We start from the raw sequence: 17,321 nt of genomic DNA, 5'->3' as shown, positions 1-17,321 counted from the left end.
TTCCTGTCGCACAATTTTGCAAACATCATCGTGCGCATTCTTACCATCCAACCGCCGGTCCGTCCGGCCCGCCATAATGGAGATACCCGATGAAGCTCAAACTTGTCCTGGCTGCCGCCATCGTCACCGGACTGGGCCTGACCGCCGCGATCGCCGCAGACGAGCCGCAGGTCGTGCGCCAGGAGATGATGAAGAAGGTCGGCGGCGCGATGGGCGCCATCGGCGGGATCGTCAAGGGCGAAAAGCCCTTCGACGCGGAGGTCGTCAAGGCTTCGCTGACCACCATGGCCGAAGCCGGCAAGGACTTCCCCAACCATTTCCCGGCCGGCTCGGAAGTGGGTCTCGATTCGGAAGCAAGCCCGAAGATCTGGGAAGCCATGGATGACTTCAAGGCGAAATCCGCGGAACTGACCAAGGTGGCCGAAGCCCAGCTCGCCGCCATGCCGACCGACCAGGCCAGCACCGGCGCCGTGATGAAGGCCGTCGGCGCGACCTGCTCGAGCTGTCATGAGACCTACCGCCTGAAGAAGTAAGACCGACGAGACGATCCACCGGCGCCGGCCCCTCGCATTCGCCTTGAGGACAGCCGGCGCCGCGTATCCGCAAGCAGAAGACATCGAGGTTGGAGGCCGCCATGGCATCGAAATGGCTGAAACGGCTGGGCGCGCTGGTGGCGCTCGGCGTGGTCGGCGGCGCGGGCTTCCTCATCGTCACGGCGCCCGAGCGGCAGGACGCTTCGGTCTGGGCCGATCTCGGCCAGCCGGACCTCGACAACGGCCGGCGCATCTTCTTTGCCGGCGGCTGCACCAGCTGCCATGCGGCGGCGAAATCCGAGGGCGATGCTCGACTCGTCCTGTCCGGCGGCGCGCCGCTGAAAAGCCCGTTCGGCACGTTCCATGCGCCGAACATCTCCTCCTCGCCCACCGCCGGCATCGGCGCCTGGACGCTGGCCGAATTCGGCGATGCGATGACGCGCGGGGTGGGCCGCGACGGCGAGCATCTCTACCCATCCTTCCCCTATGGCTCCTATGCCCGCATGGCGCCGAAGGACATCAACGACCTGTTCGGCTTCCTCAAGACGCTGCCGGCGAGCGAGGCGGTGGCGCCCGCGCACGAACTGCCCTTCCCGTTCAACATTCGGCTTTCGCTCGGCGGGTGGAAATTCCTCTATTTCAACGATGCGCCGCGTGTCGAACTCGCCGATGGCGACGACCAGGTGAAACTCGGCCAGTATCTGGTCGAGGGCCCCGGCCATTGCGGCGAATGCCATACGCCGCGCGACATGCTCGGCGGCTTCAAGTCGGGCCAGTGGCTCGCCGGCGGGCCGAACCCGGAAGGTCAGGGCACCATCCCCAACATCACCCCCGGCTCGAAGAGCATCGGCGCCTGGTCGCAAGGCGACATCGCCAGCTATCTGGAAACCGGCTTCACCCCCGACTTCGACAGCGTCGGCGGCTCGATGGTCGAGGTGCAGAAGAACCTGGCGGAACTGACGCCCGCCGACCGCGATGCGATCGCCGCCTATCTGAAGGCCGTGCCGGCGGTGAAGTGAGCGATCGATGGGGCGTGGAGTCAGACGGCCCCTCACCCTGACCCGACCGGGGTCGAGCCGCGTGTCTCGACCCGTCCTTCGGACCCCCGTAAACGGGGAGAGGGAGTGGCCACCGCGGTGCCGCTTGTCCCTTCTCCCCGCCTGCGGGGAGAAGGTGCCGGCAGGCAGATGAGGGGCGAGTGTCGCCGATCTCGAGGCCGATCTGCTCGCGACGTGATTGCAAAAAGCGCTAGCATGATTTAAGGTTCGTCGATGAACAGTCGGCAGAAGAAGACGCTGCATTCGATCTTCAGCGATCCGGTGTCAGGCTCCATCGCCTGGGCGGACGTCGAAAGCCTGCTCGTCGCCGTGGGATGCGTAGTGATCGAAGGCAACGGGTCCCGCGTTCGGTTCGAAAAGGACGGACGCCTGGCCTTCTTCCATCGACCACACCCGGAAAAAGAGGCGAAGCGCTACCAGATACGCGATGCACGACGCTTCCTCGAAGACCTTGGAGTGAGACCATGAATGTGATGACCTACAAGGGTTTCTCGGCTCGCATCGCCTTCGATGCGGAGGACGAGATCTTCTTCGGCAACATCGCCGGCATCGCCGATGTCGTCGGATTTCACGGCGAGAGCGTCGATGAACTCAAGCAGGCCTTCCACGAGGCCGTGGACGACTATGTCGAGACGTGCCGCAAGCTCGGACGCGAGCCCCACAGGTCCTATTCCGGCAAGATGATGTTTCGCGTTGATCCCGACGTGCATGCGCGCGCCGCAAAGGCAGCTGAACTCTCCGGCAAGAGCCTCAATCAATGGGCCGAGGAAGCACTCTCCAAGGCAGCCGAGGAGACGGCTTAGGCGTTTCCTGCCCAGATTGAAGCCCGCGGGCTGCAGCCCCCCGCCCCTCCAGCATCGCGCAAGGCTGCCCGGCCAGAGTGCGTTTCGTCACAACGGCCAAGGACTGAAGCATGAGCATCGAACGCCGGCGAATGGAAAGCGCGCTCCGCTCGCTGCTGGACAGCTATCCGGATCCCGCCCTGCACAGCTGGGTGGACGAGACCGTCCGGGCCTTCGAGAAGCGGCTTTCCAATATCGTCGATCCGCGCGAACGCGATCATGCGCAGCAGGCCGCCCTGGTGCTGATCAAGACGACGCTGCAGCAATGGTCGCAGCATCCGCCGGTCCGGCACTGAGCCGGCACCGGCCAAGACCACGACTTTCTCCCGCCGCGATCCTTTCGCCGTCATTGACATGGTCGGCCGTCGTCGTAATAGTGGCCGAGATGGTTCCCCAGAAGCGGCGCTTCGGGGATTAATAGGGAACACGATAGGGACGACCCTGACGGGGCTCGATTCGTGGCTGCCCCCGCAACTGTGAGCGGCGAACGCCTGGACGACATGGCCACTGGAGACAATCCGGGAAGGCTGTCCAAGGTGTCATGACCCGCAAGCCAGGAGACCTGCCATCATCTGTCGTCGCCTGCCGGGCGGGGTTGTCCGGAAGACAGGGAGATTGTGCGGCCTGGATCGTCGATCCGCAGCCGTCCCTTTGTCCCCGTTTTCTTCTCCTCCGGCCGTCGATATCCATCGTCACTTGTTCGGAGGGAACCATGTCCATCAACACCATCACCGCATCCACCTCGTCCGTCGCCGGCCGCATCGCGCCGGCACTGCTCAGCGTCTTCTTCGGCCTCTTCGTCGTCGGCTTTGTCGGCTTCTCGCCGATGGAAGTGGTGCACAACGCCGCCCACGACGCGCGCCACGCCAACGCCTTCCCCTGCCATTGAGGGGAGCACCGATGTCTCTCTTTCGTTCGCTCGTCTTCACTTCGGTGCTGGTCGGGCTGATCGTCGGGACGGTGGTGACGCTGGCGCAATTTCTCGGAACGACGCCGCTCATCCTGGCGGCCGAAGTCTATGAAACCGGGGAAACGGCCGAAAGCCACGACGCCGGCGCGGTTGCGGGCGCTACCCATGATCATGACGCGGGCGTCGCCCACGACCATGACGCGGCAACCGCCACCGAAGCGCACGACCATCACAGCGCCGATGCCTGGGCACCCGCCGACGGCATCGAACGCACCGCCTATACGCTCGCCGCCAACATCCTGACGGCCATCGGCTTTGCGCTGGTGCTGAACGGGCTGATGCAGATCTCCGGTCGCCACAGCGACTGGCGGAGCGGCCTCATCTGGGGCCTGTGCGGCTTCGTCGTGGTGATGCTCGCACCGGGCTTCGGCCTGCATCCGGAACTACCGGGAACGCCCGCCGCACCGCTCTTTGAGCGTCAGGTCTGGTGGGTGGGAACGGCGCTGTCGACGGCGGCCGGTCTGGCGTTGCTGTTCTTCCAGCGCAAGCCCTGGGCTGCGGCGGCGGCAATCGTGCTGATCGCCCTTCCGCACGTCATCGGCGCACCGGTTCCGCCGGAGGGCGAACAGGCGCTGGCGCCCGACGCGATGTCGCATCGCTTCGTCATCATCGCGACGCTGACCAGCCTGCTGTTCTGGGCGCTGCTCGGTTCGCTCAGCGGCCACCTGCGCCGCCGTTTCGAAGCCTGAGGCCCCATGGCAGGCACCCCCTGCCCCGAATTCGACTGGCGCATCGATCTCGATGCGCTGGTCTTTTTCCACCGGCCGTCCGGCTGCCGATGCTTCGTCCACCGGCTCGCTTTTCGCAGCCTCACCGAAAATCCCACGCCGAGCGTCGAAGACTGCCTCGCGTGGTTTTCCATCCATCACGCCGCCTTTGACGCGGCCGCTGCCGCGAAAGCGGCGCGCGGACCAAATGCCGGCCTGGCCTTCAACCTCAACAGCCGCGACATCCGCCGGGCGCTGAAACCCTGAGACCCGAGGTCAGCGGTGCTCGGCAGCAAAGGCCGAGAGTTCGGCTTCGGCCTCCGGTGTCCACAGATCGAGCGCCTTCAGAACCTCGGTCGCAAAGGTATCGGGCGCCGATCCGGGCGCGGTGACGATGCCCCTGTCGGAGACGGCCTGCGGCTGATCGCGATAATGGTCCGCCCCGTGATAGCCGGGATATTTGCCATGCGAGGCGAGCGAATTGCCGGTATGGGCGACGTTGTCGAGCAGGCCGGTGGCGGCAAGCGCGCTTGCCGCAGCACAGATGCCGGCGACGACCTTGTTCTCGGCCCGGAAACCCCTTGCCATGTCGGTGAAATCGAAGGCCTGGCCCTTTTCCCAGGCATAGCCGCCGGGGATCACCAGCGCATCGAAGCGCTCAGGGTCGATCTCGGCAAAGCCGATGTCCGGCGTGACCTTGAGGCCGCCCATCGAAACGACGGGCTGGCCGTCCGGCGAGGCGGTCAGCACCTCACAGCCGAGATAGTAGCGGGCGGCGGCCATCAGGAGCGCGGGCTCCCAGTCAGCGAAATCGGATTGCAGGGCGACGGCGATGCGGGGCATGGGCAATTCTCCTTGAAACGAAAAAGCCAAGCGTGGCCGCGCTTAAGACAGCGCCTGCATGTAGCGCATGCCGGTGACCGGACGCGGCACGAAATCCATGTGTTCGTAGAAGCGATGGGCGGCGAAATTGCCGGTCGCGGCACTGACCGAAAGGTAGTCGCAACCCGACTGGCGGGCAAGCTCCCGGGCGCGGGCGACGAGGTGCTGGCCGATGCCGTTGCCGCGCTGGCCGTCTCGCACGTAGAGATGATGCAGGTCCATGCCGCGCTTGCCTTCCTGCGCCCTGTAGAGCGGCACGAGGATGGCGTAGCCGATCAGGCCCTCGCCGCCGTCGGCGACCAGCGCGGTGATCCACGGCAGCGGGCCGAACAGGTCGCGCTCGAGCTTTTCCGGCGTCATCGCCGAGGCGTCGCCATGGTGCAGGGCGAGCGCCGCGATCATGGCGTTCAGTTCCGGCAGGTCATGGGGTTTGGCGGCGCGGATGACCACGACGGGTGGTCGCGGCAGGGTGATATCGGTATCTTCGGTCATTTTTCGCTTCCCTTTTTCGTTTGCGCCGTCAGGGGAAGCTTTTGTCCTGGAAAACAACAAGGCCGCCTGACGGCGGCCTGTTGACATGATGATCTGTCGAGCCGCCGGTTACCGGTAGGCCCAAAAATACGTGCAGGAGATGGGTGCGCGTGCGATGATCATGGCGGCTTCAATGCGCCGATTTCAATCGATTGTCAAGGCGGAGTGATCCGGCGGAACGCGCATGACGTTTCCCGTTCATGACCCTGCTTCACCTCGTTCTCGGCGACCAGCTTTCCCATTCCCTCTCCGCGCTTGGCGACGCTACGCCGCATGGCTCTCTGGTACTGATGGCCGAGGTCATGGCGGAGGCGAGCTATGTGCGCCACCACCAGAAGAAGATCGCCTTCCTGTTTTCCGCGATGCGACACTTCGCCGAGGAATTGCGGGGGCGCGGATTTGCCGTGCGCTACGTGACGCTCGACGACCCGGACAACCGCCAGTCGTTGATGGGCGAGGTGGAACGTGCGCTTGCCGAGACCGGTGCAGAGGGTCTGGTGGTCACCGAGCCGGGCGAATACCGGCTGATGGACGAGATGCGCGGCTGGCAGGCAAAGCTCGGCGTGCCGGTCGAGATCCGCGAGGACGACCGCTTCCTCATCACTCGCGCCGGCTTCGGGCGCTGGGCCGATCGCCGCCGGGAATTGCGCATGGAGTATTTCTACCGCGACATGCGCCGGCATTTCGGCGTGCTGATGCGGGGCGCAGAACCCGAGGGCGGGCAGTGGAACTTCGACAAGGAGAACAGGAAATCGCCGCCCAAAGGGCTGAAAGGCCCGCGACGCCTGTCATGGCGGCATGACGCGATCACGAGCGAGGTGCTGGACCTCATCGAGGCGCGGTTTCCCCATCACATCGGCCGGCTGCGGCCCTTTCATTTTGCCGTGACGGCGAGAGAGGCCGAGGCGGAGTTCGAGCAGTTCGTCACCGAGATCCTGCCCTCCTTCGGCGACTGGCAGGACGCCATGGTGGCGGGCGAGGCCTACCTCTTCCATTCGATGATCGCCGCCTATCTCAACGCCGGCCTGCTGCTGCCAGTCGACGTGATCCGCCGGACCGAGCGCGCCTATCAGGAGGGCGCGGCGCCGCTCAACGCAGTCGAGGGCTTCATCCGCCAGATCCTCGGCTGGCGGGAATATGTGCACGGCATCTACTGGCGCTTCATGCCCGACTATGCCGGCCGCAACGCGCTTGATGCGCATCGTCCCTTGCCGGCCCTCTACTGGAGCGGCGGGACCAAGATGCGCTGCATGGCGGCGGCCGTTCACGACACGATCGAGCATGCCTATTCCCATCATATCCAGCGGCTGATGGTGACCGGCAATTTCGCCCTCATCGCCGGGCTGTCGGTCGAGGCGGTGTGCGAATGGTATCTCGCCGTCTATGCCGATGCCTATGAATGGGTGGAACTGCCCAATACGCTCGGCATGGCGCTCTACGCCGATGGCGGGCTGATGGCGAGCAAGCCCTATGCGGCGAGCGGCAAATATATCGACCGGATGAGCAATTTCTGCGGCGGCTGTTCCTATGACGTGAAGGACAGCACCGGCGAAAACGCCTGCCCGTTCAACTCGCTTTATTGGCGCTTCATCGCCGTCAACGAGGACAAGCTCCGCGGCAATCATCGCATGGCCAATATCCTCGCCGGCTGGCGGCGGATGGACGAGGGCAAGAAGACGGCTCTGCTGAAGCGAGCCGAAGACTGTCTAGCGCTGCTGGAGAAGGATGTTCTTTAGGACTGCTTTCCGCTGGCCTAACGGCTGACCGGATTGCCGGCCCGGTCGGTGAGTGTCTTTTCGAAGTTCACCTTGGTGAGCCGCAGGTCCCGGTCGGTGTAATGCACCACGTCGTCCGGCGAGCGGGTGCCGACCACGAGATAGGTGGCCGGTTCATTCGAGTGGTTTTCCAGCCGGTGGCCGACCGGTACGCCGGCCTTGAAGGTCGCGGCATCGCCGGGTCGCATTTCGGTCAGCCTGTCGCCCTCGTTCAGCGTGACGGTGCCGGATAGAAGATAGACGAATTCGTCCTCCCGCTCGTGCCAGTGCTTGTGCGAGGAGAAGGAGCCGGGCGGCAGGGTCTCGATGAAGGCGCCGAACTGGGTGAGGCCGCCGGCGTCAGACAGGAGCCGGGCCGTATAGGCGCCGAGTTCGGCATTGATCCCCTCGGCCTTGCCCTCCTCCAGCGGCGCGTCCTGCTGTCTGATGACCGGCATCGCCTGTTCTCCCCTCAATGCTCGTGGTCGCACAGGCCGTGGTCGGACAGCGCCCGGATGACATAGCAATCGCCGACCGTGTGGCTGCCGCAATGGGAGACGATGCGGTCCAGCTCGTGCTCCAGCTTCTGCAGCCGGGCGATCTTCTCGCGCACCTCGACCAGCTGCTCGCGGGCGATATGGTCGGCGCGTGCGCAGGGCTCGTCGGGATGGCGGCTCAGCGCCAGAAGCTCGCGGATCGCCTCGATCGGGAAGCCGAGATCGCGGGCATGGCGGATGAAGGTCAGGCGCTCCAGCTCGGCGCGCTCGTAGCGCCGCTGGTTGCCCTCGGACCTGTCGGGAGCGGCGATCAGCCCCATCTGTTCGTAATAGCGGATGGTCGGCACCTTGACGCCGGCGCGGCGGGAAAGTTCGCCGATCGAGTACATTTTGTCAAAAACCCTCTTGAACCTCTAGTCGCTATAGAGATTAGGTAAGACGTCGAACGAGAGCAAGACGAAAAGGAAAGACAGAATGAGCGCCAGCCACGGCCACGAGCACGCCCCCTTCGACGGCATGTCCGACACCTACAAGCGCCGGCTCTGGCTGGTGATCTTCATCAACGCGGCCATGTTCCTCGTCGAGATGACGGCGGGCCAGCTCGCCCGCTCGCAGGCGCTGCAGGCCGACGCGCTCGACTTCTTCGCCGACGCCGTGACCTACGGCATTTCCTTTGCCGTGATCGGCGCGTCGCTGAAGGTGCGCAGCACGGCCGCCGCCGCCAAGGGCATCAGTCTTTTTCTCATGGGGCTCTGGGTGTTCGGCTCGACCGTCTGGCGGGTGTTCTACGACGGCATGCCCGAAGCGCCGGTGATGGGCGTGATCGGCTTCATGGCGCTGGCTGCCAATGTCACAAGCGTCCTTCTGCTGATGAACTACAAGGACGGCGACGCCAATGTGCGCTCGGTCTGGCTGTGCTCGCGCAATGACGCGATCGGCAATGTCATTGTCATGATCGCGGCGCTCGGCGTCTGGGGCACGGCGACCGCCTGGCCCGACCTTGCCGTCGCCTTCATCATGGCCGGGCTGTTCCTCAATTCCTCGGCGCAGATCCTCTGGCAGTCCTGGCACGAGTGGAAGGCCGGCGGCGCGGAGGCCTTCGTCAAGGCGGCGAGCCAGAGCGTGTGCGGCTGCAGCCATGACCACGAGACCGAAGCGAGCCATGCGCACGACCACGACCATGGCAAGGCCGGCCGGCACGACCACGCCCATTGAGGACCAGACTCCGACGCGCGGGACGGTGGGGCAAAGCATGCTGCGCTTCGCTCCCCCTCATCCGGCCCTGCGGGCCACCTTCTCCCCGCTGGGGAGAAGGGAGAAGGACGGCCGGGGGCACGGGATCATCGGATTGGATACGGTCTTCGGCAACAAAAATGGGCGCCAGCGGCGCCCTTGTTCATGTCCAGCGGCGTGTGCCTGCCGATCAGCCGTCGTCGCCCGGCAGTTCGTATTCGCGGTAGAGGGCTTCGACCTTCTCGGCGACCGAGGGCGCGGCCGCTTCTTCGGCAACCGTGGTCAGATCAGGCTGCAGGCTTGCCGAAGCCTTGCGGCCGCCTTCAACGATCCACAAGGCGGTTGCGAGGTTGGACGACAGGAGCGTGCTGCTGAAGGCGCCGTTGGTCGAGGCACGCGGCTTCGCGGTGGCTGCGGCGTCCGCCGAAGCATCTTCGTTTTCAGTGGCGCTCGGTATGTACCGGCTCTGATATGAATAACTGCTAAGGCCGCTATCGATCCTCATGGCAGACACTCTCGTTCCAATAATTAACGCTTTATTAACCATTGAAGCTTGCGCGAAGCTTGCGTCCGCAACCTTTTCCGTTGCATCGCAGCAAAGGTACACGTCGGCCTGACGAGAGCACCGGGGTCCACAAGTCCGCCAGGAGCCGCCGCGCGGCGCCATTCGGCCCGATTGAGCAAGTTTATCGCAGCGCAGCAACTTGCAGACAGAACGTCTCGCCAGTAGTGTGGGTCAATATTTCCGTCTATTCCGCCGTACCGATCTGTGGTGACACTTGAAATATAGACCCGATATTGACGGCCTGCGCGCCATTGCGATCATTCCCGTGGTCCTGTTTCATGCGGGATTCGACTTATTCTCCGGCGGCTATGTCGGGGTCGACATCTTCTTCGTCATATCCGGCTATCTCATCACCAAGGTGATCTGCGACGACATTTCGGCCGGCGGCTTCTCCTATGCGGTGTTCTACGAGCGACGGATCCGGCGCATCTTCCCGGCCCTCTTCGCCGTCTCGCTGTTCACCGCCGTCCTGGCGGCCGTGCTGCTGCTACCCGACGACCTGGCGCTGTTCGGCAAGAGCCTGCTGGCGACCGTGGTCTTTGCCTCCAACATCTTCTTCTACAAGATCAGCGGCTATTTCTCGCCCAATGCCGAGCTCATGCCGCTGCTGCACACCTGGTCGCTCGCGGTCGAGGAGCAGTTCTACATCGTCGCGCCGATCGTGCTGGCCGTCTCCTTCCGCCTGAAACTCGGCTGGCGCATCGTCATTGCCGCCGGGCTGGTCACGAGCCTCGCGCTTAGCGCCTACAGCGTCGAGGATTATGCGACCGCGACCTTCTATCTCCTGCCGACCCGGGCATGGGAGCTGCTGGCCGGCTCGCTCGTCGCCGTCGGCGGACTGCCGGTGATCCGCAATCGCGCCATCGCCGAGGGCCTGTCGCTGCTCGGGCTCGGCCTCATCCTCTATGCCATCTTCGCCTATGACCGCGAGACCGTCTTTCCCGGGCCGGCCGCCGTGCTTCCGGTGCTGGGCGCAGCACTTCTGATCTATGCCGGGCCGGCGCGGCCGCTCGCATCGCGGCTCCTATCGACCCGCCCTTTCGTCGGTATCGGGCTGATCTCGTATTCGCTCTATCTCTGGCACTGGCCGCTGATCGTCTTTGCCAACTATTACCTGATCGAACCGATGACGCCGGTTCAGGGCGCGGCCGTCGTCGTCGCCTCGCTTCTGGCCGGCTATCTCTCCTGGCGCTTTGTCGAGGCGCCGTTCCGCCGCCCACCGAAGGGTTCGCGGCTGGCCAGCCGACGCACCATCTTCGCGATGGCCTGGGCGGGTGGTGCGCTGCTGATCGGCGGGTCGCTGGTGCTGTGGCTCAATTCCGGTTTTCCCGGCCGCGTTTCCCCGCAGGTGATCGCGATTGCCGCGGCGGCCGACGACACCAGCCCCTTCCGGCAGAAATGCCATGTGAAGGAGGCGCGGCGTTTTGCTCCCGGCGAGGTCTGCATCTTCCCCGACGGTCTTTCGCCGGACCGCCCGATCGTCGCCGTGATCGGCGACAGCCACGCAGTCGAACTGAGCTACGCGCTGTCGCAGGCGCTCGCCGCCCGTGACATCGGGGTGGCGCAGCTCTCCTCCTCCGCCTGCCCCGCCATGCTCGGCGAGGAAGTGCCGCGAGTCGTAAAATGCCTGGCGCAGAACGACGAACGCTTCCGCTACGTCATCGACAATCCGCGCATCCGGGACGTCGTGCTGGTCGGCTATTACCAGAGCGTCATCGGCAAGATCGGCGCCGAGCGCTACTATGCCGCGCTGGAACGCGCCGTGTCGACGCTGACGAAAGCGGGCAAGCGGGTGATCATCGAGGGACCCATTCTTGTTCCGGGCGTCGACCATCCGCTGATGCTCGCCCGCGCGACGATGTTCGGCCGGCTGGCAGAAGTCCCTGCCCTCTCCGGCGCGCCGGCCCAGTCGCTCGACGCAATCAAGACGGCGATCGCCGCCATCGCCGGCCGCACCGGCGCGGAGGTCTACTATCCCGACCGGACGCTCTGCCAGGACGGCACCTGCGCCTTCCTCCGGGACGGCATGTCGCTCTATTTCGACAGCTACCACCTGACGATGTCGGCAACGCGCCTGATCGCGCCGGGGCTTGCGGGCTTGATCGCGACGCAGGCTGGCGGGGGCCTTTGAGGGCGGGTGGACGTCGGGCAGCGGGCAGGCCGGCCCTTAACGGCGGCGCGCACCGCCGAGCTAGGCATCGATCGCCGCACCGGTAAGCCGCTGGTTGTTGCGATACCAGGGATCGGCGGCGTGGAAGACCGGCTCGCGCTCGTCCCAGCCGCTGCAGGAAAAATCAGACTGGCGAGCGAAGAAGGCGACAAAGTCGGTTTCGTCGCCCCAGGTGGCGATCGGATCGCCGGTATATCCGCCGCCGTCGAAGATGTCGCAGAGCACCACCCGGTCGGCGCGGCGGACGAGGCCATGGCCGCAGAAGTCGCGGTGGAATTCGACGATCAGCCCTTCGCCCTCGCCGACCGAGGCCAGCTTGCGCCAGAGCGCCGTTGCGCGCACATCGCCGAAGGGTTTTCGGGACAGCCGGTCGCGGAGATCCATCGCACGGCGCTCCATCTCTTCAGGGCTCGCATTGATGAGCTTATAAGGCGGTTGCCAGGCCTTTGGCCGGCGCATCGACCGGATCGCGGTGACGAGCACCGTGACGATCGCCGCGAGCGCCAGCAGTGGAATTATTGTCGCCAGCATTGCGTCGCTACCCCCCACCAGCGCTACGGGCTTCGAGGGCCAGCGCGATGTCGCGCAGCTTCTCCACGCTGTTGATGTTGCGCGACGTGCCGGTCTTGAGGATCGGCAGCTTGAGCCGCGAGCGGCCGGAGCCGATCGGATAGTGGACGAAGATCTCGCGGCCGAGCACCACCACTTCTTCGCCATCAGGGGCGACGAGGCCGTAAAGGGCATCCTCGGGAACCGGTTCGGCGAAAAAGCTGACCAGCACGCGGTTCGGCTCCATGGCGGCGAAGGGATTGGCCTTGGCGATTGCGGCCAGTTCGCCGGGCCGGCGCAGGAGGACGCCCGGGGGCTTGCCGAGCCTTTCCGCCAGCGCGGCGTCGAGGCGGGCGGCGATCTCGGCCGGATCCCCGTCGTCGCGAAAGATCACGTTGCCGCTCTGGATGAACGTCGTAACATCGGCAAAGCCGAGGCACTCGCACAGGCTCTTCAGCTCGGCCATCGACAGCTTGCCGGTGCCGCCGACATTGATGGCGCGCAGGAGGGCGACGTAGACGGGCATCGGCCTGACCTCTATTCCGCCGGTTCGGAAACAGGCGTCACCGTCAGCTTGAGGCCGAGGGCTCTCGCGACACCAAGAACGGTCGAGAATTTGGGATCGCCACGCTCGCTCAGGGCCTTGTAGAGCGCCTCCCGGGTCACACCCGCCTCGCGGGCGACGCTCGTCATGCCCTTGGCCTTGGCGATGATGCCCAGCGCATTGGCGATATGCCCCGCATCGCCACTTTCGAACGCGTCGGTCAGAAGCGCCGCCTGGGCCTCGGCATCGGCAAAGAACTCCGAAGCATCGAAGGGGATGGTTTCCGTCGCCATGTCACACGTCCTTTGCCAGTTCGATTGCGCGGCGGATGTCCCTGTCCTGCGTCGCCTTGTCGCCGCCGCACAACAGGATGACGATCGTTTCGCCGCGCTTGACGAAATAGAGCCGATAGCCCGGTTCGTAATCGATCCGTATTTCGCCGATGCCGCCGAAATACTTCACGTCGCCCATGAGCCCGGATTGAATCCGCACCAGACGTATGGCGATACGCGTTTGCGCCTGCCGATCCCGCAGCTTGCGGAGCCAGACGGCAAAATCGGGATGCTGGCGGATCTCGACCATGTGTGAACTATAGTTCACAACACAGCCGGCGTCAACTTTCGCTGTGAACCGCAGTTCACAGCTGGATTGATCACATCCTCCCCGCCACCTTCACCGCAAAGGCATATTCAAAGGCGATCTCCTCCAGGCGCTGGAAGCGGCCGGACTTGCCGCCGTGGCCGGCGGCCATGTTGGTCTTGAGGAGATAGGGGCCGGCTGCCGGCGCCTTTTCGCGCAGCCTGGCGATCCACTTTGTCGGTTCCCAGTAGGTGACGCGCGGGTCGGTGAGGCCGGAGAGGGCGAGGATCGGCGGATAGGGTTTTTCCCCGACATTGTCGTAAGGCGAATAGGCGGCGATCCAGTTGTATTCCTCGAGCGACTCGATCGGATTGCCCCACTCGCCCCATTCCGGCGGGGTGAGCGGCAGGGTGTCGTCGAGCATGGTGTTCAGCACGTCGACGAAGGGCACGGCGGCGATGATGCCGGCGAATTTTTCCGGTGCCATGTTGGCGATCGCGCCCATCAGCATGCCGCCGGCAGAGCCGCCCTCGGCAATGATGTTCTCGTAGGACGTGAAGCGCTCCTTCACCAGATGGTCGGCGGCGGCGATGAAGTCCTTGAAGGTGTTTTCCTTCTTTTCCATCTTGCCGTCTTCGTACCATGCAAACCCCTTGTCCTTGCCGCCGCGGATATGGGCGATGGCATAGACGAAGCCGCGATCGGCGAGCGACAGGCAATTGGTGTTGAAGCCGGCGGCGATCGAAATGCCGTAGGCGCCGTAGCCATAGAGCAGGCAGGGGGCGGAACCGTCGAGGGGCGTATCCTTGCGGTAGAGCAGCGTGACCGGCACGTCCACGCCGTCATGGGACGGCGCAAGCACGCGGCGGGTGACATAGTCGTCGGGATTGTGACCCGAGGGGACTTCCTGGGTCTTCAACAGAACGCGCTCGCGGGTCGCCATGTTGTAGTCGAAGAGCTGGGTCGGCGTCGTCATCGACGAATAGGAGAAGCGGATGACGTCGGTGTCGTATTCGGCAGCACCCTGGAGGCCGAGCGCATAGGCCTCCTCGGCAAAGGCGATCGAATGCTCCTCGCCGCTCACCCGGTCGCGGATCATGATTTCCGGCAGGCCGTTGCGGCGCTGCAGCCAGATGAGATGGCGGGCAAAGGCCATGTGGTTGAGGATCAGGCGGCCCGGCACATGGGCGACAACCTCTTTCCAGTTTTCCTTGCCAGGTGCCGTCACCGGGGCTTCGACGATCTTGAAGTCCTTGGCGTCGCCGTCATTGGTCAGGATGTAGAAGACGTCGCCGCCCTCGGTCAGCGAGTATTCGATGCCCTCGACCCGCTCGGCGACCAGCATGGGCTCGGCGGTCAGATCCTTCGTGGACAGGATGCGGTATTCCGAGGTCTCGTGGTCGTGGATGTCCAGGTAGATGAAATCATCGAGCAGCGAGCCGCCGACGCCCATGAAATAGCCCGGGTCCTTCTCCTCGTAGACCAGCCGGTCTTCCGATTGCGGCCGACCGACCACGTGGTGGAAGACCTTGGAGGGGCGGTGGTTCTCGTCCTGGAGCGTGTAGAAGAAGCTCTTGCCGTCCGGCGCCCAGGCGCCGCCGCCGCCGGTGTTCTCGATCACGTCGGCGAGATCCTCGCCGGTTGAAAGATCGCGGATGCGCAGGGTGAAATATTCCGAGCCCTTGTCGTCATAGCCCCAGAGGCCGAAGGCATGGTCGGGGGTGTGGTCGATGCCGGCGAGGCGGAAATAGTCCTTGCCCGTCGCTTCCTTGTCGCCGTCGAGCAGCAGATGGCGCTGGCTCTCGTCCTTGTGGTCGGCGTCGCGGGGAATGCGGAAGTAGCGCGGCTGTTCGCCGCCGGTGACGAAGGCCGTGCCATAGGCGAAGGGGCCGTCCTTCATCGGGATGGAGCTATCGTCTTCCTTGATGCGGCCCTTCATCTCGGCGAAGAGCTGCTTCTGCAGCGCCTTCGTGTCGGCCATGGCCGCTTCCATATAGGCGTTCTCGGCCTCCAGATGGCGGCGCAGCTCCGCGTCGAGCAGGGTCGGATCCTTGAACATGGCCTGCCAGTTTTCGGCGCGCATCCAGGCATAGTCGTCGGTGCGGGTGATGCCGTGGCGGGTGTCGGAGACGGGCTTTTTCGGCGCGACGGCGGGCTTCGGCAGATTGGCGAAAACGGACAAGGGGGGAGGCCTTCCTTCTTCGAGGACATCGGAAACGATCCTTCGAGAGATAGAGAGGCCAGGGCATCGGATCAAGCCGCAATCGCGCCGGAGGCGTCACCGATAGGCGCGCAGGTAATGGCCTTCGAAATAGCGCTTCAGCCAGTGGAAGATCTTCATCTTCGGCCCGAGGAAGCTGCGCGTCTCGCTGCGATAGACCAGCATGGCCGTGTCGAGCATGTCGACGATGCAGATCAGTTCCGCCTTGAAATTGGACGTGGGCGCCCTGCCCTTCAGCACCGCGGCGATGTTTTCCGCCGCGGCCTTGGCCTGGAGGTCGGCCTGGTGGGCCTGTTTCGGCAGCCAGTCAGGGCCGGGAAAGCTGCCGCTGTCGCCGACCACCCAGACGCCGTCGCGATCCCTGACCCGGCATTTCTCGTCCGCCGCGATCATGCCGCCCGGCGAGAGCGGCAGGTCGGCATTGGCAAGCCAGGCGGGGCCGGTAAGGCCCGGCATGAAAAGGATGAGGTCGGCGGAAAACTCGCCGCCTTCGGTCACCACCTTGTCGGCGTCAAGCCGGACCATCTTGTGGCCGAGCTTCGTCTCGATGCCGCGCTTCGCCATTTCGTACAACAGGCCGTCGACCGCCTTGTCGCCGAGCCGCTGGCCGGGCCTCGGCGACGGATTGAAGAAAATGAGCTTGAAGCGCTCGCGCCTTCCCTGGCGGCGCAGGAGGCTGTCGATGATGAAGAGGAATTCGAACATCGGCCCGCCGCGAACGGCGCCCTGTTCGTTGGGGTTGGTGGCGAAACCGACGGCGATCGTGCCGCCGCTCATCGCCTCCAGGCGACGGGCGATCTCCTCGCCGACGGCAATGCCCTCGCAGGGGATGAGCGCATGCTCGATGCCGGGCAGCTTGCGGAGGAAGCGTGCGCCGGTGGCGATCACCAGCTGGTCGTTGCGAAACTCGCCGGCATCCGTCAGCACCACCCGGCCATCGGCGGAAAGCCCGGTGACCGACGCCTTGACGTGGCGCACGCGATGCTCGGTGAAGAAATTCGACAGCGGGATCTTCAGCTCGGCGCCCTTGCGCAGGCCGGCGGGCAGCCAGATCGAGCTCGGCAGGTAGTGCAATTCGTCGCGCGGCGAGATCACGGTGATCTCGTCCTCGACGCCGTTGCGGCGCAGTTCACGGATGGTGGTCAACGCCCCGAAACCGGAGCCGAATACGGTGATATTGGTCACGAGGACCTCCAGAGAAACAACGTTTCTTCATATATATGAATATTTCACTGTTCTGGAAAGGGGCGCTTCGCCGCAGGTGCGGGAGATGGGAAGGTGCAGGTGGCGGCACCTCTTCTCCCCAGCGGGGAGAAGGTGGCGCGTAGCGCCGGATGAGCATCTGTGTTTGTTGTCAAGGCGGATTTGGGGTCCAGAGGCGATCCTGAGCGAGCAGGCAGTTGGCAAGTACGACGAGTTTGCGCATGACGGCGACGAGGATGACTTTGGGTGGCTTTCCGGCGGCTTGGAGGGTTTTGGCGAAGCGGGTGAGCGCCGGATTGTAGCGCCGAGCCGACAGGGCGGCCATGTAGAGGGCGCGCCGTGGTGCGGGCCTGCCGGCCCGGATGGAGCGGCGGCCGGTGCGGGCGCCGCTGTCGTTGGCGATCGGCGCGAGACCGGCCAGCATGGCGGCCTGCTTGCCCGAACAGTTGCCCAGCTCGTCCATGCCCGCCATCAGCGCCCAGG

General features: G+C 64.8%; 23 protein-coding genes and 1 riboswitch. Of the genes, 11 read left to right on the top strand and 12 right to left on the bottom strand.

Annotation, left to right across the window (positions count from 1 at the left end; translation table 11 throughout):
- Window positions 1-89: 89 nt before the first annotated feature.
- The 8 genes from L867_RS0118940 (at window position 90) to L867_RS0118905 (ending at window position 4,377) form a co-directional block, all read left to right on the top strand.
- A complete protein-coding gene (locus L867_RS0118940; protein WP_028738330.1) occupies window positions 90-533 on the top strand; it encodes a c-type cytochrome in 444 nt (147 codons plus the stop codon).
- A 101-nt stretch (window positions 534-634) separates the two neighbouring features.
- The gene (locus tag L867_RS0118935; protein WP_028738329.1) at window positions 635-1,552 is read left to right on the top strand and encodes a c-type cytochrome; all 918 of its coding nucleotides are present in this window, start codon (window positions 635-637) and stop codon (window positions 1,550-1,552) included.
- A 252-nt stretch (window positions 1,553-1,804) separates the two neighbouring features.
- Complete coding sequence (locus L867_RS0118930) at window positions 1,805-2,059, top strand: type II toxin-antitoxin system HicA family toxin (RefSeq protein ID WP_028738328.1); 255 nt, start codon at window positions 1,805-1,807, stop codon at window positions 2,057-2,059.
- Complete coding sequence (locus tag L867_RS0118925; RefSeq protein WP_028738327.1) at window positions 2,056-2,394, top strand: type II toxin-antitoxin system HicB family antitoxin; 339 nt, start codon at window positions 2,056-2,058, stop codon at window positions 2,392-2,394. The genes L867_RS0118930 and L867_RS0118925 overlap by 4 nt, the downstream gene beginning before the upstream one ends.
- Window positions 2,395-2,504: 110 nt before the next feature.
- Window positions 2,505-2,729, top strand: a complete 225-nt coding sequence (locus L867_RS0118920) for a hypothetical protein (RefSeq protein WP_037173893.1) — start codon at window positions 2,505-2,507, stop codon at window positions 2,727-2,729.
- A gap of 75 nt (window positions 2,730-2,804) precedes the next feature.
- Window positions 2,805-3,017, top strand: a riboswitch (cobalamin riboswitch).
- A 128-nt stretch (window positions 3,018-3,145) separates the two neighbouring features.
- Window positions 3,146-3,322 carry a CbtB domain-containing protein gene (locus tag L867_RS27095; RefSeq protein ID WP_084638636.1) on the top strand — a complete coding sequence of 59 codons (177 nt, stop codon included), beginning with the start codon at window positions 3,146-3,148 and terminating at the stop codon, window positions 3,320-3,322.
- A gap of 11 nt (window positions 3,323-3,333) precedes the next feature.
- Window positions 3,334-4,092 (top strand): CbtA family protein, encoded by a 759-nt coding sequence (locus L867_RS0118910; protein WP_028738325.1) that lies wholly within the window; start codon window positions 3,334-3,336, stop codon window positions 4,090-4,092.
- 6 nt (window positions 4,093-4,098) lie between these two features.
- Window positions 4,099-4,377 (top strand): hypothetical protein, encoded by a 279-nt coding sequence (locus L867_RS0118905; protein WP_028738324.1) that lies wholly within the window; start codon window positions 4,099-4,101, stop codon window positions 4,375-4,377.
- A 9-nt stretch (window positions 4,378-4,386) separates the two neighbouring features.
- Here L867_RS0118905 and L867_RS0118900 read toward each other — a convergent pair whose 3' ends face one another.
- The gene (locus L867_RS0118900) at window positions 4,387-4,953 is read right to left on the bottom strand and encodes a DJ-1/PfpI family protein (RefSeq protein WP_028738323.1); all 567 of its coding nucleotides are present in this window, start codon (window positions 4,951-4,953) and stop codon (window positions 4,387-4,389) included.
- Window positions 4,954-4,995: 42 nt separating this feature from the next.
- Complete coding sequence (locus tag L867_RS0118895; protein WP_181141530.1) at window positions 4,996-5,571, bottom strand: GNAT family N-acetyltransferase; 576 nt, start codon at window positions 5,569-5,571, stop codon at window positions 4,996-4,998.
- Window positions 5,572-5,723: 152 nt separating this feature from the next.
- Here L867_RS0118895 and L867_RS0118890 point away from each other — a divergent pair, with 152 nt between their 5' ends.
- Window positions 5,724-7,259: a cryptochrome/photolyase family protein gene (locus L867_RS0118890; protein ID WP_028738321.1), complete on the top strand. Its 1,536-nt coding sequence runs from the start codon at window positions 5,724-5,726 to the stop codon at window positions 7,257-7,259.
- A gap of 17 nt (window positions 7,260-7,276) precedes the next feature.
- Here the strand turns inward: L867_RS0118890 and L867_RS0118885 are convergent, their stop codons facing one another.
- Entirely contained in the window at window positions 7,277-7,735 is a 459-nt protein-coding gene (locus tag L867_RS0118885) for a cupin domain-containing protein (RefSeq protein ID WP_028738320.1), read from the bottom strand.
- Window positions 7,736-7,749: 14 nt separating this feature from the next.
- Window positions 7,750-8,163, bottom strand: a complete 414-nt coding sequence (locus L867_RS0118880) for a MerR family transcriptional regulator (protein WP_028738319.1) — start codon at window positions 8,161-8,163, stop codon at window positions 7,750-7,752.
- An 85-nt stretch (window positions 8,164-8,248) separates the two neighbouring features.
- On the opposite strand from L867_RS0118880, the gene L867_RS25745 reads away from it, so the two are divergent.
- Entirely contained in the window at window positions 8,249-8,989 is a 741-nt protein-coding gene (locus tag L867_RS25745) for a cation transporter (protein WP_051439093.1), read from the top strand.
- Window positions 8,990-9,197: 208 nt separating this feature from the next.
- Here the strand turns inward: L867_RS25745 and L867_RS0118870 are convergent, their stop codons facing one another.
- Window positions 9,198-9,512, bottom strand: a complete 315-nt coding sequence (locus tag L867_RS0118870; RefSeq protein ID WP_028738318.1) for a hypothetical protein — start codon at window positions 9,510-9,512, stop codon at window positions 9,198-9,200.
- Between the two features lie 274 nt (window positions 9,513-9,786).
- Here L867_RS0118870 and L867_RS0118865 point away from each other — a divergent pair, with 274 nt between their 5' ends.
- Window positions 9,787-11,703, top strand: coding sequence for an acyltransferase family protein (locus L867_RS0118865; RefSeq protein ID WP_028738317.1), 1,917 nt, complete (start codon window positions 9,787-9,789; stop codon window positions 11,701-11,703).
- A 60-nt stretch (window positions 11,704-11,763) separates the two neighbouring features.
- On the opposite strand, the gene L867_RS0118860 is transcribed toward L867_RS0118865, so the two are convergent.
- From L867_RS0118860 to L867_RS0118830, 7 genes are all read right to left on the bottom strand, one after another.
- Window positions 11,764-12,273: a hypothetical protein gene (locus tag L867_RS0118860; RefSeq protein ID WP_028738316.1), complete on the bottom strand. Its 510-nt coding sequence runs from the start codon at window positions 12,271-12,273 to the stop codon at window positions 11,764-11,766.
- Window positions 12,274-12,280: 7 nt separating this feature from the next.
- Window positions 12,281-12,817, bottom strand: coding sequence for a DUF1697 domain-containing protein (locus tag L867_RS0118855; RefSeq protein ID WP_028738315.1), 537 nt, complete (start codon window positions 12,815-12,817; stop codon window positions 12,281-12,283).
- Window positions 12,818-12,828: 11 nt separating this feature from the next.
- Window positions 12,829-13,128, bottom strand: coding sequence for an addiction module antidote protein (locus L867_RS0118850; RefSeq protein ID WP_028738314.1), 300 nt, complete (start codon window positions 13,126-13,128; stop codon window positions 12,829-12,831).
- 1 nt (window position 13,129) lies between these two features.
- Complete coding sequence (locus L867_RS0118845) at window positions 13,130-13,417, bottom strand: type II toxin-antitoxin system RelE/ParE family toxin (RefSeq protein ID WP_028738313.1); 288 nt, start codon at window positions 13,415-13,417, stop codon at window positions 13,130-13,132.
- Between the two features lie 70 nt (window positions 13,418-13,487).
- A complete protein-coding gene (locus L867_RS0118840; protein WP_028738312.1) occupies window positions 13,488-15,596 on the bottom strand; it encodes a S9 family peptidase in 2,109 nt (702 codons plus the stop codon).
- Between the two features lie 96 nt (window positions 15,597-15,692).
- Window positions 15,693-16,820, bottom strand: coding sequence for an NAD(P)/FAD-dependent oxidoreductase (locus L867_RS0118835; protein ID WP_028738311.1), 1,128 nt, complete (start codon window positions 16,818-16,820; stop codon window positions 15,693-15,695).
- Window positions 16,821-16,989: 169 nt separating this feature from the next.
- Window positions 16,990-17,321, bottom strand: a 332-nt coding sequence (locus L867_RS0118830; protein ID WP_028738310.1) for a transposase, incomplete at its 5' end; no start/stop codon positions are given.

It is taken from the genome of Paenirhizobium selenitireducens ATCC BAA-1503, assembly GCF_000518785.1.
GTDB classification, from domain to species: Bacteria; Pseudomonadota; Alphaproteobacteria; order Rhizobiales; family Rhizobiaceae; genus Allorhizobium; species Allorhizobium selenitireducens.
The sequence above is the reverse complement of the archived record's forward strand: the minus strand, read 5'-3'. Positions and strand labels throughout refer to the sequence as shown.